The 17,951-nt window shown below is 56.7% G+C and carries 14 protein-coding genes; 8 read left to right on the top strand and 6 right to left on the bottom strand.

Features of this window, described 5'->3' with window-relative positions; all coding sequences use genetic code 11:
• Positions 1-45 precede the first annotated feature (45 nt).
• The 4 genes from ABD890_RS15145 to ABD890_RS15130 all read right to left on the bottom strand — a co-directional run bounded on the left by ABD890_RS15145 (position 46) and on the right by ABD890_RS15130 (position 2,531).
• Positions 46-477 (bottom strand): DoxX family protein, encoded by a 432-nt coding sequence (locus ABD890_RS15145; protein ID WP_345091229.1) that lies wholly within the window; start codon positions 475-477, stop codon positions 46-48.
• Between the two features lie 35 nt (positions 478-512).
• Positions 513-1,211, bottom strand: a complete 699-nt coding sequence (locus ABD890_RS15140; protein ID WP_345091226.1) for a pirin family protein — start codon at positions 1,209-1,211, stop codon at positions 513-515.
• A 12-nt stretch (positions 1,212-1,223) separates the two neighbouring features.
• The gene (locus tag ABD890_RS15135; protein ID WP_345091223.1) at positions 1,224-1,979 is read right to left on the bottom strand and encodes a glucose 1-dehydrogenase; all 756 of its coding nucleotides are present in this window, start codon (positions 1,977-1,979) and stop codon (positions 1,224-1,226) included.
• A 69-nt stretch (positions 1,980-2,048) separates the two neighbouring features.
• Positions 2,049-2,531: a MarR family winged helix-turn-helix transcriptional regulator gene (locus tag ABD890_RS15130; protein WP_345091220.1), complete on the bottom strand. Its 483-nt coding sequence runs from the start codon at positions 2,529-2,531 to the stop codon at positions 2,049-2,051.
• A gap of 350 nt (positions 2,532-2,881) precedes the next feature.
• Between ABD890_RS15130 and ABD890_RS15125 the strand changes: the two genes are divergently transcribed.
• From ABD890_RS15125 to ABD890_RS15100, 6 genes are all read left to right on the top strand, one after another.
• A complete protein-coding gene (locus ABD890_RS15125; protein WP_345091217.1) occupies positions 2,882-3,895 on the top strand; it encodes a DUF1559 family PulG-like putative transporter in 1,014 nt (337 codons plus the stop codon).
• A 120-nt stretch (positions 3,896-4,015) separates the two neighbouring features.
• The gene (locus tag ABD890_RS15120; RefSeq protein ID WP_345091215.1) at positions 4,016-4,417 is read left to right on the top strand and encodes a hypothetical protein; all 402 of its coding nucleotides are present in this window, start codon (positions 4,016-4,018) and stop codon (positions 4,415-4,417) included.
• 204 nt (positions 4,418-4,621) lie between these two features.
• A complete protein-coding gene (locus tag ABD890_RS15115; RefSeq protein ID WP_345091213.1) occupies positions 4,622-6,892 on the top strand; it encodes an FAD-dependent oxidoreductase in 2,271 nt (756 codons plus the stop codon).
• 9 nt (positions 6,893-6,901) lie between these two features.
• Complete coding sequence (locus ABD890_RS15110; protein ID WP_345091208.1) at positions 6,902-8,632, top strand: FMN-binding protein; 1,731 nt, start codon at positions 6,902-6,904, stop codon at positions 8,630-8,632.
• A gap of 98 nt (positions 8,633-8,730) precedes the next feature.
• Entirely contained in the window at positions 8,731-10,548 is a 1,818-nt protein-coding gene (locus tag ABD890_RS15105; RefSeq protein ID WP_345091205.1) for a serine/threonine-protein kinase, read from the top strand.
• A gap of 94 nt (positions 10,549-10,642) precedes the next feature.
• Positions 10,643-12,694, top strand: a complete 2,052-nt coding sequence (locus tag ABD890_RS15100; RefSeq protein ID WP_345091202.1) for a right-handed parallel beta-helix repeat-containing protein — start codon at positions 10,643-10,645, stop codon at positions 12,692-12,694.
• A 65-nt stretch (positions 12,695-12,759) separates the two neighbouring features.
• Here the strand turns inward: ABD890_RS15100 and ABD890_RS15095 are convergent, their stop codons facing one another.
• Both ABD890_RS15095 and ABD890_RS15090 read right to left on the bottom strand, forming a co-directional pair.
• Positions 12,760-13,308 carry a carboxymuconolactone decarboxylase family protein gene (locus tag ABD890_RS15095; RefSeq protein WP_345091199.1) on the bottom strand — a complete coding sequence of 183 codons (549 nt, stop codon included), beginning with the start codon at positions 13,306-13,308 and terminating at the stop codon, positions 12,760-12,762.
• Between the two features lie 122 nt (positions 13,309-13,430).
• Positions 13,431-14,327 carry a DUF4261 domain-containing protein gene (locus ABD890_RS15090; protein WP_345091196.1) on the bottom strand — a complete coding sequence of 299 codons (897 nt, stop codon included), beginning with the start codon at positions 14,325-14,327 and terminating at the stop codon, positions 13,431-13,433.
• A 441-nt stretch (positions 14,328-14,768) separates the two neighbouring features.
• Here ABD890_RS15090 and ABD890_RS15085 point away from each other — a divergent pair, with 441 nt between their 5' ends.
• Both ABD890_RS15085 and ABD890_RS15080 read left to right on the top strand, forming a co-directional pair.
• Positions 14,769-15,209 (top strand): hypothetical protein, encoded by a 441-nt coding sequence (locus ABD890_RS15085; RefSeq protein WP_345091192.1) that lies wholly within the window; start codon positions 14,769-14,771, stop codon positions 15,207-15,209.
• 203 nt (positions 15,210-15,412) lie between these two features.
• Entirely contained in the window at positions 15,413-17,947 is a 2,535-nt protein-coding gene (locus ABD890_RS15080) for a U32 family peptidase (RefSeq protein ID WP_345091189.1), read from the top strand.
• Positions 17,948-17,951: the final 4 nt, after the last annotated feature.

The raw sequence follows: 17,951 nt of genomic DNA, 5'->3' as shown, positions 1-17,951 counted from the left end.
GTGCCTTTGCTGGAGGAAGAGCAGCCTATTGATCTTGGGGGAGCTCTAAGCGGCTATTTCCTCCTTGGCCAGAACTTTGTCCAGACTCCATGGGCCAGAGCCCACGGCCATGATGAACAGCATCGTTCCCATCATCGAAAGGTTCTTCATGAACTGGATCGTTTGCATTTGGGCAGCCTCTCCTTCAAACGTCCAGAAGTCGTGGAAGAAGTAGGTTGCCAACACCAGGAAGGTGAACAGCAAGATCGCCCCGAAGCGGGCATAAAATCCCAGCAGGACCGACAAGCCGCCGACGATCAAAAACACAATGGCACCGGCCAGCATCACTTGAGGTGCCGGGACACCTTCCGAGGCCATGTACTGCGCCACGTTGCTGAACTGCGGAATCTTGTTTCCCAAGGCACTCATGACGAAGATGGTGACGATAAACAGTCGACCAACAACTGCCAGAACGCCTTGGACTACGGGGTTATTCATGGTTCTATCTTTCGTGAAAACTCAGTGGTGTTGGTTTAAGCCAAATCGAACAGCATGATCTCAGCGGAGTCGCCCGCTTCGATCTTCAAAACGGTTTCGTCACTGACTGCCGCACCATCGCTGGTATCGAGCGGCTGGCCATTCAGCGTGACGTTGCCGCGAAGGACCTGAAGCCAGGCATGCCGCGACTCGGTGATTGGGTACTCGACGCTGGAGCCGGCATCGAGCTTGCTGAGAAAGATCTTGGCGTCCTGGTGGATCGCCAATGCACCTTGCTCTGCATCCGGCGAAGCGACCACCCGGAGCTTGTTTTGCAGCTCTTCATCGGGAAATCGCTTCTGTTCGTAACTAGGGGTCAAACCCTTTTGATCCGGAAATAACCAGATCTGATACAGGTGAACAGGTTCGTCGCTGGACGGATTGAACTCGCTATGCGTGATCCCAGTACCAGCCGACATCCGCTGGAACTCACCAGGACGGAGCACCTCGCCATTGCCCATCGAGTCCTTATGTTCCAGGGCACCTTCGAGCACGTAGGTGACAATTTCCATGTCGTTGTGCGGGTGCGTTCCGAAACCTCCTCCCGGGGCAACACGATCCTCGTTCATCACTCGCAGCGAGCGGAAGTGAACGTGCTTGCGGTCCTGATAACTGGCAAACGAGAACGTGTGATACGTATCGAGCCAACCGTGGTTCGCATGGCCTCGGTCGGCCGCTTTTCGGACTTGGATCATGACTCGATTCCTTTACCTTGCGAGAAAACCACCATCGACTGGCAAACTGATGCCGGTCGTAAACGAAGCCGCGTCTGAAGCCAAATAGGCGACAGCGCCGGCAATTTCTTCTACCGTGGCCAGCCGATTCATCGGATGCAACGCGGCCAGTTGGGCTCGTGACCCGGCTCCTTCTTTTCCGGCGAAGCGATCGATCATGTCGGTTGCCGTGGCAGCCGGAGCGACCGCATTGACTCGAATGCCTTGCTGGGCATATTCCAACGCGGCGGTTTTGGTCATCCCTTCGACGGCATGCTTCGACGCGTTGTAAACACTGGCCCCTGGCATCGCGACCTGGCCGAGGATGCTGGAGGTGTTGATGATCACCCCGCTCCCTTGCTTCAGCATCTGCTCGACTTCGTACTTCATGCTGAGGAATACACCCAGCACGTTGATATCGAAGATGTGCCGATACTGCTCGACGGTAACCTCATGCACAGGCCCTGACCCTTCGACGCCTGCGTTGTTGAAGGCCACGTCGACGCGACCATATTTCTTGACCGTCTCCGCCACCAGGTTTTTGACGTCTTCTTCCTGCGTCACATCGGTACGCACGAAGAATGCTTCTCCGCCGGCCGACTTAATCGAATCGACGACTGCGTTGCCTTGTTCGGTCCGGCGACCAGCAACGACAACCTTCGCCCCGTGACCTGCCAACAACTTGGCAGTCGCTTCGCCGATGCCCGAGGTACCACCGGTTATCAGCACGACCTTGTCTTGAAAACTCATTGCTTGAACTCCCCAAAAAGCACTTCGTAAACTATTTACATATCAACTATCGTACTAAAAAAAGAGATGCTACGAATCGTCGTCGGTTACAGCCGCACGTGATTTTTCTAACAAATCGATCAGTTGCTGCAGTTCTGCTTCGGTCAGATGTCCCATCAATCGCTTGTGGGCATCCATCAACGGTTGATCGATGTTGGCCAAAATCTCGAGGGCCTTGTCGGTGATAGCGACATAGACCACCCGACGGTCTTTCTCGCATCGAACTCGGCTGACCAGTTCCTGCTTTTCCAGGCGATCGATCAAACCAGTAATCGCCGGCACCACCTGAATCAGGCGACTCGCGATTTCGAGCGACGGCAGAGGCTTCCCTTCACCACGCAAGATCCGCAAGACGTTGTACTGCGACCCGGTCAGACCGTGGTCACGTAAAAGTCGCCCCAATCGATTATGAAACAGATCGCTTGTCCGCAAGATATTGAGGATGGCTTCTTGTTCCTTCGATCCGAAGGGGTCGCGTTTCTTCAGTTCGTCTTTGAGTCCAGGTGGGGTCATGGTTTCCTCCGTCTAGATTTACTTTACATGTAAATCATTACGGAAGCAAGTCCTAATTGGCAATTTAGTTGTCTAACTATCAGTTTAAGGTAGTCCCCGCGATCCGAGCCCTCTTTTTGCTATTTTTCTTATTTTTATCCCGACACCCCATTTCCTTAACAGGCTTAGCTTTTATTATGCACATAGTCCCCCTGGCCAATAACTCATCCCGCCAGAACTACTATTCCCCAAATAGCCTTTCTCCGGCTCCCTGACTAATCCTTCCGGTGATTGCTATCTGGTCGAAGGTTGTTTCGAAACTTCGTTGCATCCATCCATCTCTTTTCGTCCAACATTGAAGAGGCAGACACATGCGCGCGCTTACTCTCCTTCGACGCGGCTTCACACTCGTCGAACTTTTGGTCGTTATTGCCATCATCGGCGTCTTGATCGCCCTGTTGCTTCCGGCGGTACAACAAGCCCGCGAAGCGGCTCGACGAATGCAGTGCACCAATCACCTGAAACAGATTGGCCTGGCACTCCACAACCATCACGATACCTTCCAGCGTTTCCCTCCAGGCGGCGCCCAGGATCAGCCTCCGTTTGGTGTCGATGCGGCCAAAACCACGAATTGGGGCAGTTCGTGGCTGGTCTACATCTTGCCATACGTCGAAGAGACTGCCATCGCCGACAAGTGGGACTGGAAGGGTTCGTCCGGTGTGTTCAACTCTGCGAACAATGCCGTCGTCAAAGGGCTCGAAATGGAGAAGTATCGTTGCCCCTCGACCCCGTTGCCTGGCTTCTCACGCTCGAACAGCGGCAACTCCGCTGCAGTCACTTACGTTGGCATCAGTGGTGCCATCAACGGAACGATCCCGGGCTACACCGAAAGCCGCATCACCACCAACGCGCGTGGGGGTAGCTTCAGTGCTGGCGGTATCTTGTTTGCCAACAGCAAGATTCGTTTCGCCGACATGACCGATGGTTCGACCAACACCCTGGCCGCCAGCGAACATGGCAACTGGCTGACCGACACCTCTGGCACTCGTCAAGACTGGCGAGCCAGCCAGCCTTGGAGCTGGACCATCGGTTGCAAGAGCTCCGACTCGCCACCGAACATGACCTACAACGGCGACAATCGTCCGTTCAACATCACGACGATCCGCTACGTGGTGAATCGCACCACCGGCTGGACCGATGATGAAGGAGGCACTGGGGTCGGCAACGATGGTGGCGCCAACATTCCTTTGAACTCGACCCATCCTGGCGGTGTGAATGTTCTGCTGGGTGATGGTTCGGTTCGCTTCCTGGCCGAAACCATTCCGCTGGAAACGTTGGCCCGTCTCGCCACACGTGACGACGGTCAGCCGATCGGCGAATTCTAGTCCGCGATTCTTTCTATCGCTTCATTCTCTGACGGTGGGCTCGCATTCCTGGCGAGTCCACCTGGCCTCGTTCCTGCATTGGCCCAACCTCTCGTCCCCATTTCTTGAAAGCCCCGACTCATGCTTCGTCATGTCACCTATCTCGTTGCCATCGTTTCTCTCGCCACACTCACGCTCGGCTGCCAGCCACAACGGCAAGATGCTGCCAAGTTCCCGGTCCAAGGCACCGTCACGCTCGACGGGAAGCCGATGCCGAAGGGAATCATCTACTTCAAGACCATCGCGACTGGTTCGGTCGACGCCATGGATATTGTTGACGGCAAGTTCTCCGGCGAAGCCGAGCCAGGCGAACGCCGCGTCGAGATCTCGGCGTTCCGTCCTGTCCCGAGTGCCACGCCAGGCATGGGCGAGGGAGAAGAGAACTTCATCCCTGCGAAGTACAACACCAAGAGCACCCTCTCGGCGGATGTCGGTACAGACAAACAACTCGAAGATTTTCAATTCGCGGTGACCTCGAAATAGATCACCAAGCGAGATACATGCAAGCAATCAGCCCCCTTATCTCATCGATTTTTGTCGATTGTGGGGGCTGGTTCTGCATAACCCACTTTGCTGGTTCCAGTTTCCTGATTCGAGGGAAATTGTGTTAAACTAACAACTACGGTGAGATTTTTTTCTTTCCATTGCCCCATACCCGCCTTTCCTACCCCTGGCATCGAATCTTCTATGAAATACGCTGCTTCCGCCGCCCTAGCGGCCTTGTTGTGTCTTTGGTCTTCTTCGTTGTTGGCTGCCGATCTGTTGGTAGAAGCCGAAAGCTTTACTGACCATGGCGGTTGGAAGCTGGACACCCAGTTCATCGGCGAGATGGGTTCCCCCTATCTGCTGGCCCATGGCTTGGGCAAACCGGTTGCGGAAGCGAAGACAGAAGTCACATTCCCTGCCAAAGGTCGCTATCGCGTCTTCGTTCGCACCAAAGATTGGGTGGCTCGCTGGAACGCCGAAGGGCAGCCTGGCAAGTTTCAACTGGCGATCGATGGCGAGCCGCTCGAAGAAACCTTCGGCACCAAGAGTGCCGATTGGTTCTGGCACGATGGCGGCGTGGTCGACATCGAAAACGAAACCGTCACACTGAGCCTGAAAGACCTGACTGGTTTCGATGGTCGTTGCGACGCGATCTACTTCACCAACGACACCACTGCGACGCCTCCTTCTGGCGGCTCGCAATTGGCCAAGTGGCGTAAAGACCAGCTCGGTATCGTCGAAGACATCAAGACCGAAGGGCCTTACGATCTGGTCGTGATCGGCGGCGGCTACTCCGGCATGGGTGCCGCGTTGAGTGCGGCTCGCATGGGCTGCAAAGTGGCATTGATCCAAGATCGCCCGGTGCTGGGCGGCAACGGTAGCAGCGAAGTCCGCGTCTGGGCGATGGGTTTGATCCGCCGTGGTAAGTACCCACGCATTGGCGAGATCATCGATGAATTCGCCGACAAAGCGAAGAAGTCGCCAGGCACCTACGAAGAGTTCGGTGACGACAAGAAGGAAGCCCTCGTTCGTGCCGAACCAAACATCGACCTCTTCCTGAATCACCACGCCAACGATCTGGAAATGAAGGATGGCGAGATCGCGTCGGTCACCGCCTTCGATACCCGCACCAGCCAGGTTCGCAAGTTTGAAGGCAGCTTCTTCTGCGATGCGACCGGTCATGGTTCGATTGGTGCCTTGGCAGGTGCTTTGTACGATCAAACCGACAAGGGCCGCATGGGCATGAGCAACATGTGGCGTTGGGACGAAGCCGATCAAGCCACCACCTTCCCGGAAACTCCGTGGGCGCTGGACCTGACGATGAAGGACTTCCCTTATCCACGTGACCATCACGGCCAGTGGTTCTGGGAAAGCGGCTTCGACAAAGACCCGATCGGCGGCGCCGAAGCGATCCGCGACTGGAACCTGCGAGCGGTGTATGGTGCGTTCAACGCGATGAAGAACCGTGATGGTGCCTCGAAGCATAAGAACGCCGAGCTGACCTGGCTGGCGTATGTCGGCGGTCCACGTGAATCGCGACGCTTGATCGGCGACGTGATTCTGACGCAAGAAGACATCGTCGCGAAGCGTGAATTCCCAGATGGCTGCGTGCCAAGCACCTGGTCGATCGACCTTCACTATCCGAAGAAAGAATTCGCCGACAAGTTCCCCGAGAACCCGTTCATCTCGATCGCCGTTCACGATCAGCGTGTCGACCGTGCCTATGGTTACCCGGTCCCTTACCGCTGCTTCTACTCGAAGAACGTGCCGAACCTCTTCATGGCTGGTCGCTGCATTAGCGTCACGCACGAAGCCCTCGGTACCGTTCGCGTGATGAAGACCTGCGGCATGATGGGCGAAGTGGTCGGCAAGGCTGTTTCGATCTGCAAACTGCACGACTGCTCGCCACGCGAAGTGTACGAAGAGCATTGGGCTGAAATGGATACGCTGCTCCAGCTTCCAGGTCAGGCCCGTCGCGAAACAGTCGATGCCGAAATCGAAATGCCGAAGAACGTTCAGCCAATTTCGCCTTACGGTCCTCCAACCGGCCTCGATCCAAACAAGATGGCTGGCATGGTTATCGACGATCGTCAGGCCGAAAAAAGTGGCCAGTGGTCGGAAGGGACCGGCCTGAAAGGTTACGTCGGTCACGGCTATCTGTACTCGGGACAGAAGGGCGCCACCGTTCGCTTCCCGATTAAGGTGAAGAAGGCTGGCAACTACGAAGTCCGCTACGCTTACCTTCCACATGAAAATCGCAGTGCTCAGGTCAACGTGACGCTGGTGATCGAAACCTCGAAGGAATCGACCATCGTCAACATGAAGGAGCAGCCGCCGATCGAAGGTGGGTTTGTCTCGCTTGGTACCTTCACCATCAAGCCAGGCGAGGATTCGTACGTCGAAGTTGTCTCCAGCGGCAACGGCAACGTTCACGCTGATGCGGTCCAACTGATTCCGATGGACGGGAAATAGTCCGCACCGATGCCGAACGATTCGGATCAACACGTCACTGTCAAAAAGAAACGCAGGTCTTCGGGCCTGCGTTTCCTGCTGCATGGCTATCGTTTCGCACTGATCGCAGCGATTGCGATTCTCGTACGCTTGCACGTGCAAAGCGAAGACCGGGCGGATGTTGGCCCAATCGATATCTCGCTGGGAACGGTTCAGGCATTCTTGCCTGATGCCGCCTCGCTGACGCCTGCGACCGATCGGGACGGTGCCTATGTGCAAGATGCCAATGGCAAGCGAATCGGCTGGGCGATCACCACGCTGCCGACCGCTAACAAGATCATTGGGTTCTCAGGCCCAACCAATACACTGGTCGTCGTCGACAGCAGCAACCAGCTTTGCGGGATCGAGATCCTCTCGAGCAAAGACACGCCAGAACATCTCGACGCGGTCCGCAACGCGACCTGGTTTCCGCGACAGTTTTCAGGCGTTCCGGTCGCACAACTTGGCGGCGAAAAACGTCTCGACGCCGTCTCCGGGGCAACGCTCACCAGTTTGGCGATTATCGAATCGGTTACGAAGGTTCTCGGCAGCGATCCTCCCAACTACCGCTTCCCTGAAGAGATCACGTTGGAAGAAGTCGTCGAAATCTTGTCGGAAGCGAAGAGCCTGGCCCCGCAAGAAAGCCCTCGCGGGTGGTTCGATGTCCTGAACGCCGACGGGCAGAAGATCGGCACCGCCTGGCGCACCAGCCCCAAGGCGGACCAGCATGTAGGCTACCAGGGGCCGACCGATGTTCTGGTCGTCTTGGATGCTGAAGCAAAGTTGAAAGCGGTCGCGCTTCGCCATAGCTACGACAACGATCCCTATGTCCGCTACGTTCGCGAAGACTGGTCGTTTCCTGAATACCTGGCTGGCTACGACCTGGCACAGCTTGCGAACTTTGATATCGAGAAGTCCGAGATCGAAGGGGTATCGGGCGCGACGATGACCAGCCAGTCGGCAACCGCCGCCATCGGAATTGCCGCGGCTGCTTATCTGCAGGAAATGGAGGCGGAAGAAACACCAGCAATCGCGACTACTCCGATCAGCCTCGGCTGGCGTGACCTGGCCACGATTGGTGTTGTGATCGCGGCTCTTGTCATCGCCTTTACGAACTTGCGTGGGAAGAAGTCGGTTCAGTTTGGTTTTGGGCTAATCGTGATCGCCTACCTCGGCTTCTTTGCGGGCGATATCCTGTCGATGGCCCTGCTGGTTGGCTGGGCCAGTCACCCAGTCCCTTGGCAGAAATGCATCGGCCTGGTGGCGGTCGCGATTGCGGCCTTCGCCGTGCCTCTTTTCAGCAAGAAGCAGGTCTACTGCAATCACCTCTGTCCGCATGGTGCAGCCCAGATGATGATCCTGCGGTTCTCGAAATGGCACTGGACAGTCCCCAAGAAGCTGCGTGTCGTCTTATCGGCAATTCCAGCCATTCTTTTGGCTGTCGTCATCCTGATCGCCTTCTCCATCATCGATGGCAACCTGGCCGCTCTCGAGCCGTTCGATGCCTATGTTCCGACGATCGCTGGCTGGGCCTCCCTTTCGATCGCCATCGGTGGATTAATCTTCTCGGCGTTCGTTCCGATGGGCTTCTGCCGCTATGCTTGCCCGACCGGAGCAGTGATCTCGCATGTCCGCTGGAATGCCTCGAGCGACCAGTGGAGCGTTCGCGACAGTGTCGCCACCCTGCTTTTGGGCCTCGCGGTGATTTGTTTCTGGCTGTAGGCGGTCGTCGAAGTTTGCTCGATTCGTCTCTATAATGGGTCGCAGTGATCTGGCAATTCTCCTCTGCGCAATCTTCTCGTAACGGAAGCAGCTTCCCCATGACCGAAAAGAAGATGGGTCCCTATCGGCTGGAAACCACCATTGGCAGTGGTGGTATGGGGACCGTTTATCGTGGCATCGACGAACGTACCGGCGACCAGGCGGCAATCAAAGTCCTGCCCAGCGGCATGTCCCATAACGAAGGCCTGCGCGAACGCTTCCAGCGTGAAATCGAGACGCTGCTGCAGCTGAAGCATCCCAACATTGTGCGGCTGTTTGGTTTCGGCGAAGAGGATGGCGAGCTGTTCTATGCCATGGAACTGGTCGAAGGGCGAAGCCTCGCCGAAGTGATCGTGAAGACCCCGATCAAAAGCTGGCGAACCGTTGTCCGCTATGCCCTGGAGATCGCCTCGGGACTGCGACAAGCGCATGACATGGGGATCGTTCATCGCGACATCAAGCCGGCGAACATCCTGATCACCCGCGGCGACAAAGTCAAAATCCTCGACTTCGGCATCGCACGTCTCTTCGGAGCGACCGGTGTCACGATGGCCGGCGGCATTGTCGGTACCGCCGATTACATGGCCCCGGAACAAGCCTTCGGCGAAGGGGTCACGCCCAAGGCGGATCTCTACAGCTTGGGCGCGCTGATGTATGCCATGCTCTCGCGACAGCCACCATTTCGGGGCAACACGATCGCCGAGATCCTCGACAAGCTTCGTTATTCCGATCCCACGCCAATCGGACGCCTGGTCGACACCATCCCCAACGATCTCTCGCAACTGATCATGCAGCTTCTGGAAAAGAATCCAGAGCATCGCGTTCCAACGGCTCGGGCACTTTGCCGTCGACTGCAAGCCATCTTGGATCTGCCAGAAGACACGGACTTTGAGATGAACCTGGCCGACTACTCGACCCAGGCCCCCTCTGCCCCGGTCGACGAATACCAGTTGAAAGATGGGGGCGACGACTTTCCGACCGTCGATCCTACGGCTCGGAAGCTGGCCGAAGCACCAACGATGCAGCTCACCAATCCAGGGACATCGGATCCAGCTCAGTCGGTCGCCGACGGCGATCAGACCGCTGCACCAAAGACCATTATCACTCAGCGACGTCCCAAGTCTGACGAACCGCAAACGCGTTTCACCACCGTAGCCGAACAACGGCAACGAAAATCAGAGGAAGAATCGCAGCGGGAAAAAGGAAACGCGTGGATCAATTACTTGCAGATCGGTGGTCTGCTGATCGCATTGAGCGTGGTCATCGGCATCATGTTCGTTGCGCCCAAGCAACCAGATGCCGACGACGTTTACCGCACCATCGAATCAAGTGCCAACGAAGGTAACCTGGGCGATGTTGCGGAAGAGATGGACTCGTTCCTCGATCGCTTTCCTGAAGATCCACGCTCGGAATATATCGCTCAGCTCCGCGAAGAGTTGAACCTTCGTCGACAAGAGAACCGCTATCGCCTGGCCGCGGCAATCGGTCGTGTCAGCCAGGGAATGCATCCGGTTGAACATCTTTATCTGGATGCGATGAAGACAAACGACTTCGACCCGCAAGCGGCCCGTGACAAGCTTCAGGGCCTCCTGCTGGTTTATGGTCCCGCCGATGCGCAAGAAGGGGACATCGCCCGTTGTCTGGTCCTGGCCGAACGGCGTTTGAAGCAATTGAACACAGCGCTCGCATATCAAAACAAGCAACAAACCGCCTCGCTTCGCGAACGCTTGGATTACGCTCGTCGGATCTCAGGCGATAAGCCTGACGAGGCCCGGCGGATCTATGTGGGTGTGATTCAACTGCTGCAGAACGAATCGTGGGGAACCCACTTGCAAGAGGAAGCTCGCGAGCGACTGAACGTGCTGCAGAATCGATAGCTGACGCGAAAGAGGTTGGACTCTCGCGGGTGGCGGCTTATCATAGAAGATACCTCCCACCACCCGCCTTCCCTCCCACCTCCGGATACATTCGATGAAGTCGCTGCGACTTGCCTCGCTGGGCCTGTTGGCTCTGTTCACCACTACGCTTTCTGCCGCCGATTGGTATGTCGCCACAAGCGGCAACGACTCTGCCCCCGGCACTAGGGAAGCACCGTTCGCATCTCTGGATGCGGCTCGCAATGCGATTCGTTCGGCGAAGAAAGCAGGACCGCCGCAGTCGCACACCGTCTGGGTTGCCGACGGCACTTATACATTGTCGGTTCCCTTTCAGCTAACGCCTGAAGATAGTGGCACGGCTGACCATCCCATTCGCTACCGTGCCGTCGAAGGTGCCAATCCATTATTAAGTGGCGGCAGCCAGGTGACGGGCTGGAAGCAGGAAGGAAATGCCTGGGTCGCGATGCTGCCGGAAGATCTTCGCTCGCCACTGCCGGAACAACTGATTGCAGGTACGAAACCAACCACGCTCGCATGCGAACCGGACGAAGGATTATTCACCCTGGTTGGCGTCACAGAAGAAGCGGAGCCCAAGAAGCCTGCCACGCAAACGCTGCGTCTGACTCCCGAAGATTACGCAGCCACGTTGGCGAAGGTTACCGCAGAGGAGCTTTCGCAGGTTCAGTTTCTGGCTTATCACAAGTGGGACAACACCCGCCGTCACCTCGATAAGCTGATCCCGGAAGAGCATGCAATGGTCAGCTCAGGCCGGAAGATGAAGGGGCACAATCCGCTCAACGAAAAGACGCAGTTCCGCCTCGAGAACTTCGCGGCCGCAATGGATACGCCTGGCGAATGGTTTGCTTCGCCCGATGGTAAGATTCGTTACTTGCCACGCGAAGGGGAAGATCCTTCGCAGCTGAAAATGATTGTGCCGCGGCTCGAAAAGCTTTTGGTTGTTGCCGGCAAGCCGGAAGCAAACCAGTTTGTTGAGCATGTCACCATCGAAGGCCTCCGCTTCTGTCACGGTCGCTGGACGACACCCAAGCAAGGTTTTGAACCGAGTCAGGCCGCTTCGCCGATCGAAGCGGCCGTCCAGATCGATGGGGCCCGGCATCTGACCATCGCCGACTGCGAGGTTGGCCACGTCGGCATTTACGGCATCTGGTTTCGCCGTGGCTGCCACAATTGTCGCCTTGAGCGAACGTGGGTCCACGATACAGGCGCCGGGGGCGTTCGGATCGGTGAGACAACCCTTCATCACGAAGCGAACCTACTGACCCATCATATCACGGTCGACAACAACATTTTGAACAGTGGCGGCCGCATTTTCCCTTGTGCCGTTGGACTTTGGATTGGCCATAGTCCCGACAACGTCGTCAGCCACAACGAGATCGCCGATTACTTCTACAGCGGAATCTCCGTCGGCTGGCGTTGGGGTTATGCGGAATCGCTGGCGAAACGCAACACGATCACGAAGAACCATGTCCATCACCTGGGATATGGCGTGCTGAGCGACATGGGAGGCATCTATACGCTTGGTCCATCAGAAGGGACCGTTGTGACGGGCAACATATTCCATGACATCCATGCCTACAGCTATGGAGGCTGGGGGCTGTATACCGACGAAGGCAGCAGCGACATTCTGTTCGAGAACAACCTCGTCTATAACACCAAGACCGGGGGCTTCCATCAGCACTACGGCAAAGACAACATCGTGCGAAACAACATTCTCGCCTTCGCTTTGCTCTATCAGTTGCGTGGATCACGCCCCGAAGAACATCGTTCGTTTGTCTTCGAGCAGAACATTGTTTATTACGACACCGGGTCGCTGCTCGATGGTCGTTTCAGTCAGGTGAAGCACGACAGTGCCCGGAACTGTTACTTCGACGCCTCAGGCAGGCCAGTCACGTTTGAAGGCAGGTCGCTGGAGGAATGGCAAAAGACCGGGCACGAAAAAGGCTCGATCATCGCCGATCCGAAGTTCGCTGATCCCGAACATCACGACTTCACCCTGGCCAGCGACTCCCCGGCTTTGAAGCTGGGATTCAAGCCATTCAACACCGACGACGTCGGCGTATATGGCAAGCCGCAGTGGATAAAGAAAGCCAAGAGCGGTCGTTACCCTCCGGTTCATGCCGAGTAGAGAAAAGAAGGTTCCCTGCCGGCCTCGTTGATGAACGGCAGGGAACGCTTCCGTCCAACATCCGCTTAGTGAGCTTCGGCGAACAGTTCGACTTTCGGGAAGTCGACATCGGTCTCGGCAACGTGGTTGAAGTAGTTCGTGAAGATATTCAAAGCGACCAGGCCGACCACTTCGGAAATCTCTTCATCACTCAGCCCAGCCTGCTGCGCGGCAGCAAACTGCTTATCGCTGATCAAGCCTTTTGAGTCGACAATCGCTGCCGCCAGATCAATGACCGCTTGAACCTTCGGATCGGCGGCCTGTCCCTGACGAATGCGGTCCGTTTCCTCTTTGGTGTAACCGATCGACTGACCAGCCAACGTGTGAGCGGACACGCAGTACTGGCAATGATTCTTTTCGCCGATGGCCATGGCGACCGCCTCTCGGGCCTTGGCCGGCAAGCGGGTGTGACCCAACGCACCAGAGAAACCGAGGTAAGCCTCGAGGACCGCCGGAGCGTTGGCCATCGTGGCGATGAGATTCACATGCTTGCCCAACTTCTTCTTGGCAGCTTCCAAGAGGTCGCGGGTTTTGCCTTCAGACGATTCGATCGAGATAGGTTGCAAGCGAGGCATGGGGAGTTTCCTTGTGTCAGAAAGAACCAAAAACTGGCAAATCTGTGCACTACGATTCCCCATCGTTTTCGGGCGTTACGCAGGAAAACGAGATTCGATCGGAAACTTGATGTGGGCGTGAACTACTTCACATAGACGCCTGCGGTGACGGCATATCGCAGGCCAGCGCAGTAAGGAATGCCCGGATCGATGTCGATCACTTTGCGGGGTGGTCCCAGTAGTGCCTCTTCGTAACGGCACTTCCAAACCTGGGTGGCTTTCACCGAGGTGAAGGCCTGACCATCTTGCAGCTTCGGTCCGCTCTCGAAGACCTCGAGGGCGTTTTCGTAGATGATCTGCTGGATCTCACGCCAATCAAGACCACGGAAGTGACACTGAAAATCGGGCCAGCCGAGAATACCTAACCCCAAGCTATCGATGATCATGTCGCGTGACTCGTCGTCGCGACGTTCCCCATAACCGATCACGCGCGACACGCGGACATTAAAAGCACCCGGTGCTTTCCAAGGTTTCGCCCCGAACTGGTGAAGTCCTTCGACAAACTTCTGCGGATCGAGAAACTGCTCGGTCGCTTCCCAGTAGATCGCATCGCAGGCCGTCGCTTCGACCACGGCGGAAACGAGAAACTGCATCATCTGCAGTCGCTCGATGGGGCGCATGTTGGCGGCCGTCTGGTCGGTGATCAGCAACTGATGTTCACAGTCGCCCACCACTTGCTCGGCATCGTCCCACAACCACGACTGTTCCAAGGCTGGCAGAAATGGCGTGAGATCGCCGGGGTATTCGATCTCTTCTTCTCGAATGCTCCAGGTCGCCCCGACCGACTTACCACCGATGTTGGCGACGAAGCGTGGATGACGAAAGTCGAGACGATCGGAATCGCGCTTACCGTCGCGCGGAGCGAATCCTTCCGACAAGACTTGCATCTTGTCGAGGATGGCGGCCTTCGATGGTTCTGGCTTCGTTTTATAGAACAGTCGAACGCGGTAATCGCGCGAAACGTCGTTGTCGTCAGCCACAAAAGCTCCTTCGACCGAGCAAATTCCCAAGAACCCCTCTGGGGGATTTCCTACCAGTATACTCCACTCTCCTCAGAGTATCTTCAAGCAGTCCTGAATGCCAGCAAAACCTAGCCACCAACTGGACTCCCCCCAGATTGAATAGATCGAGTGCTACGATCCGGGCAGATCGTCCCCGTCAAGGTCTTCCTATTTCCGCGCCCTTTTCAATCTTCATGTTTGCCATTTCACATCTATGAATGCCGATCAAAATGGCGAGCTCTTCCGTGGTAAATCGCGACTACCTTTTTTGAACCAAACGCGCCAGGAATTCATTGACGACCCCCAGTTTCCGACATAAAACGACAGATGAAGGGAAGCAAAATGATTGCAGGATTCGCAACTCACTTCGACCTGGAAGGGGCACCCGCCTGATCATTCCGCAACGAGAAGGAGAATGCCATGCCCGACCTGCAACGATTGACGGATGCCGCTGTAACCAAACTTCTAACCGAGCACGCTCTTCTTTACGACCTGCTGGAAGAAGCAGATCGCATTACCGCCGAAGGGGATTCACCAGAACCGCTGCTGTTGGGCTTGCTTGAACTGCGCGACATGATGCATGACCAGTTCGCGCGGGAAGAGTATGGCGGCTATCTCCGCGACACCATCAGCATCGCCCCCCGCTACTCTGCCGAATGCGAGCAACTTCGCCACGAGCACCGTTTGTTGCTGAGCGACATCGATGCCATGCTCGACGATCTGCATCACAGTCCGGACGAAACCCTGTCGACGTTCCACGTTCGATTTCGTGACTTCACCACCCGCTTTTTGAATCACGAGCATCACGAAAATGCCGTCGTTCAGAAGGCTTTAGAAGACGACATCGGCGTGGGCGATTAGCTCTGGTCCATCTCACGAGCCAGTCCAATAAGATGGCCTTCCCCCATATCCTGGGCGGCATGCCATCTTTTTCTGTGGCCGTACCTGGCTGTTTTCGGCTGGATTCGAGGCGATTTCGTCCCTATCCGCCTGCTTGATCCCCCGGTAAAATCAACCGATTCCGAGGCACCTTTTATCCATTACTGGGCAAAGTACGAAAACTGATGACCGAATCGCAGCCAGCCGCATCCACGCGACCAGAGCTTTTGGCTCCGGCAGGAGATTGGGACTGCGCTCGCGCGGCCATTGCTAACGGGGCCGATGCGATCTATTTCGGGCTCGAGACCGGATTTAATGCCCGGGCCCGCGCCAAGAACTTCTCGCTCGACGACCTGCCGGCCCTGATGGAAATGCTGCACTGGCATGGCGTCCGCGGCTATACCACGGTCAACACGCTGACCTTCGCCGACGAGTTGTCGACCATCGAACCGATCATCCGCCGCATTGCGGAGGCCGGCACCGATGCCGTGTTGGTTCAAGACTTGGGCCTGGTTAACCTGATCCGCCGCACTGCCCCCGAGTTGCCGATTCATGCGTCGACCCAGATGACGTTGACCAGTGCCGAGTGCATCGCCGAAATCGAAGACACCGGTATCGAACGGGTGGTGCTCGCCCGCGAGCTTTCGGTCGACGAGATCTCGAAGATCCATGCCCAGACGCAGATGCCCCTGGAAGCGTTTGTGCATGGTGCCTTGTGCGTCGCCTACAGCGGGCAATGCCTTACTAGCGAATCGTTGGGGGGCCGTAGTGCGAACCGTGGTCAATGTGCCCAGGCCTGTCGCCTTCCGTACGAGCTTGTCTGCGATGGAGCCGACATTGATCTGGGGGATCAGAAGTATCTGCTCAGCCCGCAAGATCTCGCCGCGTTCTCCCTGGTGCCGGAGTTGCTCGAGGCTGGTGTCGTTTCGTTCAAAATCGAAGGGCGTCTGAAAACACCTGAGTACGTTGCCAACATCACCCGGCACTATCGTCAGGCCATCGATTCCGCCTTGGCCGGCAAGCCGGTAACTTTCACACAGCGTCAAGTCGAAGAGATGGAACTCAGCTTCTCGCGTGGGTTCTCGCCAGGCTGGCTGCATGGCTGCGACCACAAGATGCTCGTCCCGGCGACCAGCAGTGCCAAACGGGGTGTTCTGGTGGCCGAAGTGGTCTCGGTCGACGACCGTCGCAAACGGGTCAAGCTTGAACTCCTCGGTCGTTTGAAAGCGGGCGACGGAATCGTCTTTCAGGGCGACCGTGCTGCCGGCAACGAACAAGGTGGCCGCGTCTTCACCGTCAGCCAGAATGGTCGACGCGTCACGGGCGAAGCGACGCGCGGCGTGGTCGAAGTGGACTTCCCGCGTGGCTCGGTCGACTTTCAATTCTTGAAGCCTGGCCTGCAAGTCTGGAAGAGCGACGATCCTGCCCTGACGCGTGAGCTTCGCAAGAGCTTTAGCGGAGAGCTTCATGGCCGTGATATTCCGTTGACCATCGATGCCACCGCGAAGGTTGGCCAGCCGCTACGAATCTGGGTGCAAAGTCCCGCCCTCGGCAAGCTGGAACTGGCAACCGAGCAGCCATTGGAACAAGCTCAGAAGCACTCGCTGACCGAAGAGAGTTTGCAGCAACAACTCTCGCGACTAGGTGGCAGCGGCTACAGCCTGGAGACGTTGACGGCCAAGATTGCCGGCAACCCGATGGTTCCGCTGAGTGTGCTTGGTAAGCTGCGGAAAGAAATGGTGACCCAACTCGACGAAGCTCGCCAACAGATGGCAACGCGACGCCGAGTGATCGATCAGGATTTGGTGTTGCCGCAGATTCAAGCCGAAGTCGAACCGGCCAAGATCGAACCTGGTGATCCCAAGCTGATTGTCCTGGCTCGTACCATGCACCAGTTGGAAGCGGTGCTGCGTGCCGACATCAAGACGGTGTACGTCGACTTCCAAGACATCCGCGAATACAAACTAGCGGTCCCGCTGGCTCGCGAGTTCGAGGCAACCATTTACATCGTTACTCCACGGATTCAGAAGCCAGGCGAGATGGGCATCTTCAAGGCTCTCTCGAAGCATGGTGCCGATGGCTACGTTGTCCGTAACTTGTCGGGGCTGAAGTTCTTCACGGGACTGGGTGCCGCTTGCGTGGCAGACTTCTCGTTCAATGCCGCGAATCAACTGACGGTCGATTGGCTGCGGAAGCGTGGAGCCGAGCGGATCACGCCGTCCTACGATTTGAATCGAGATCAGTTGCTGGTGATGGCCGAGAACTGCGCTGCTCATTTGCTGGAACCGGTGATTCACCAGCATATGCCGATGTTCCATATGGAGCACTGCGTCTTCTGCAGTGTCCTTTCGCCCGGAACGAATAAAACCAATTGTGGTCGTCCTTGTGACGAGCACGACGTGAAACTTCGCGACCGAGTCGGGGCCGAGCATCCGTTGAAGGCGGACGTTGGCTGCCGCAATACGCTCTTCAACAAGACTCCGCAAAGTGGTGCCGAGATCGTTCAGCCGCTGCGTGACCTGGGTGTCCGCACTTTCCGCATTGAACTGCTAAACGACGATCCGCCGCAAGAGATCGCTCGGGTTATCCAACTTTACCGTGACCTGTTGGCAGGCAATGTCGATGGCGAAGACGTCTGGCGAGAACTGAAAGCACTCAACCGCGTCGGTGTGACGCGTGGCACCCTGGAACACGACCGCGATCCCTTGGCGATCATCTAGAAAG

Source organism: Bremerella cremea, assembly GCF_039541315.1.
In the GTDB taxonomy this organism is placed as follows: Bacteria; Planctomycetota; Planctomycetia; order Pirellulales; family Pirellulaceae; genus Bremerella; species Bremerella cremea.
The sequence above is the reverse complement of the archived record's forward strand: the minus strand, read 5'-3'. Positions and strand labels throughout refer to the sequence as shown.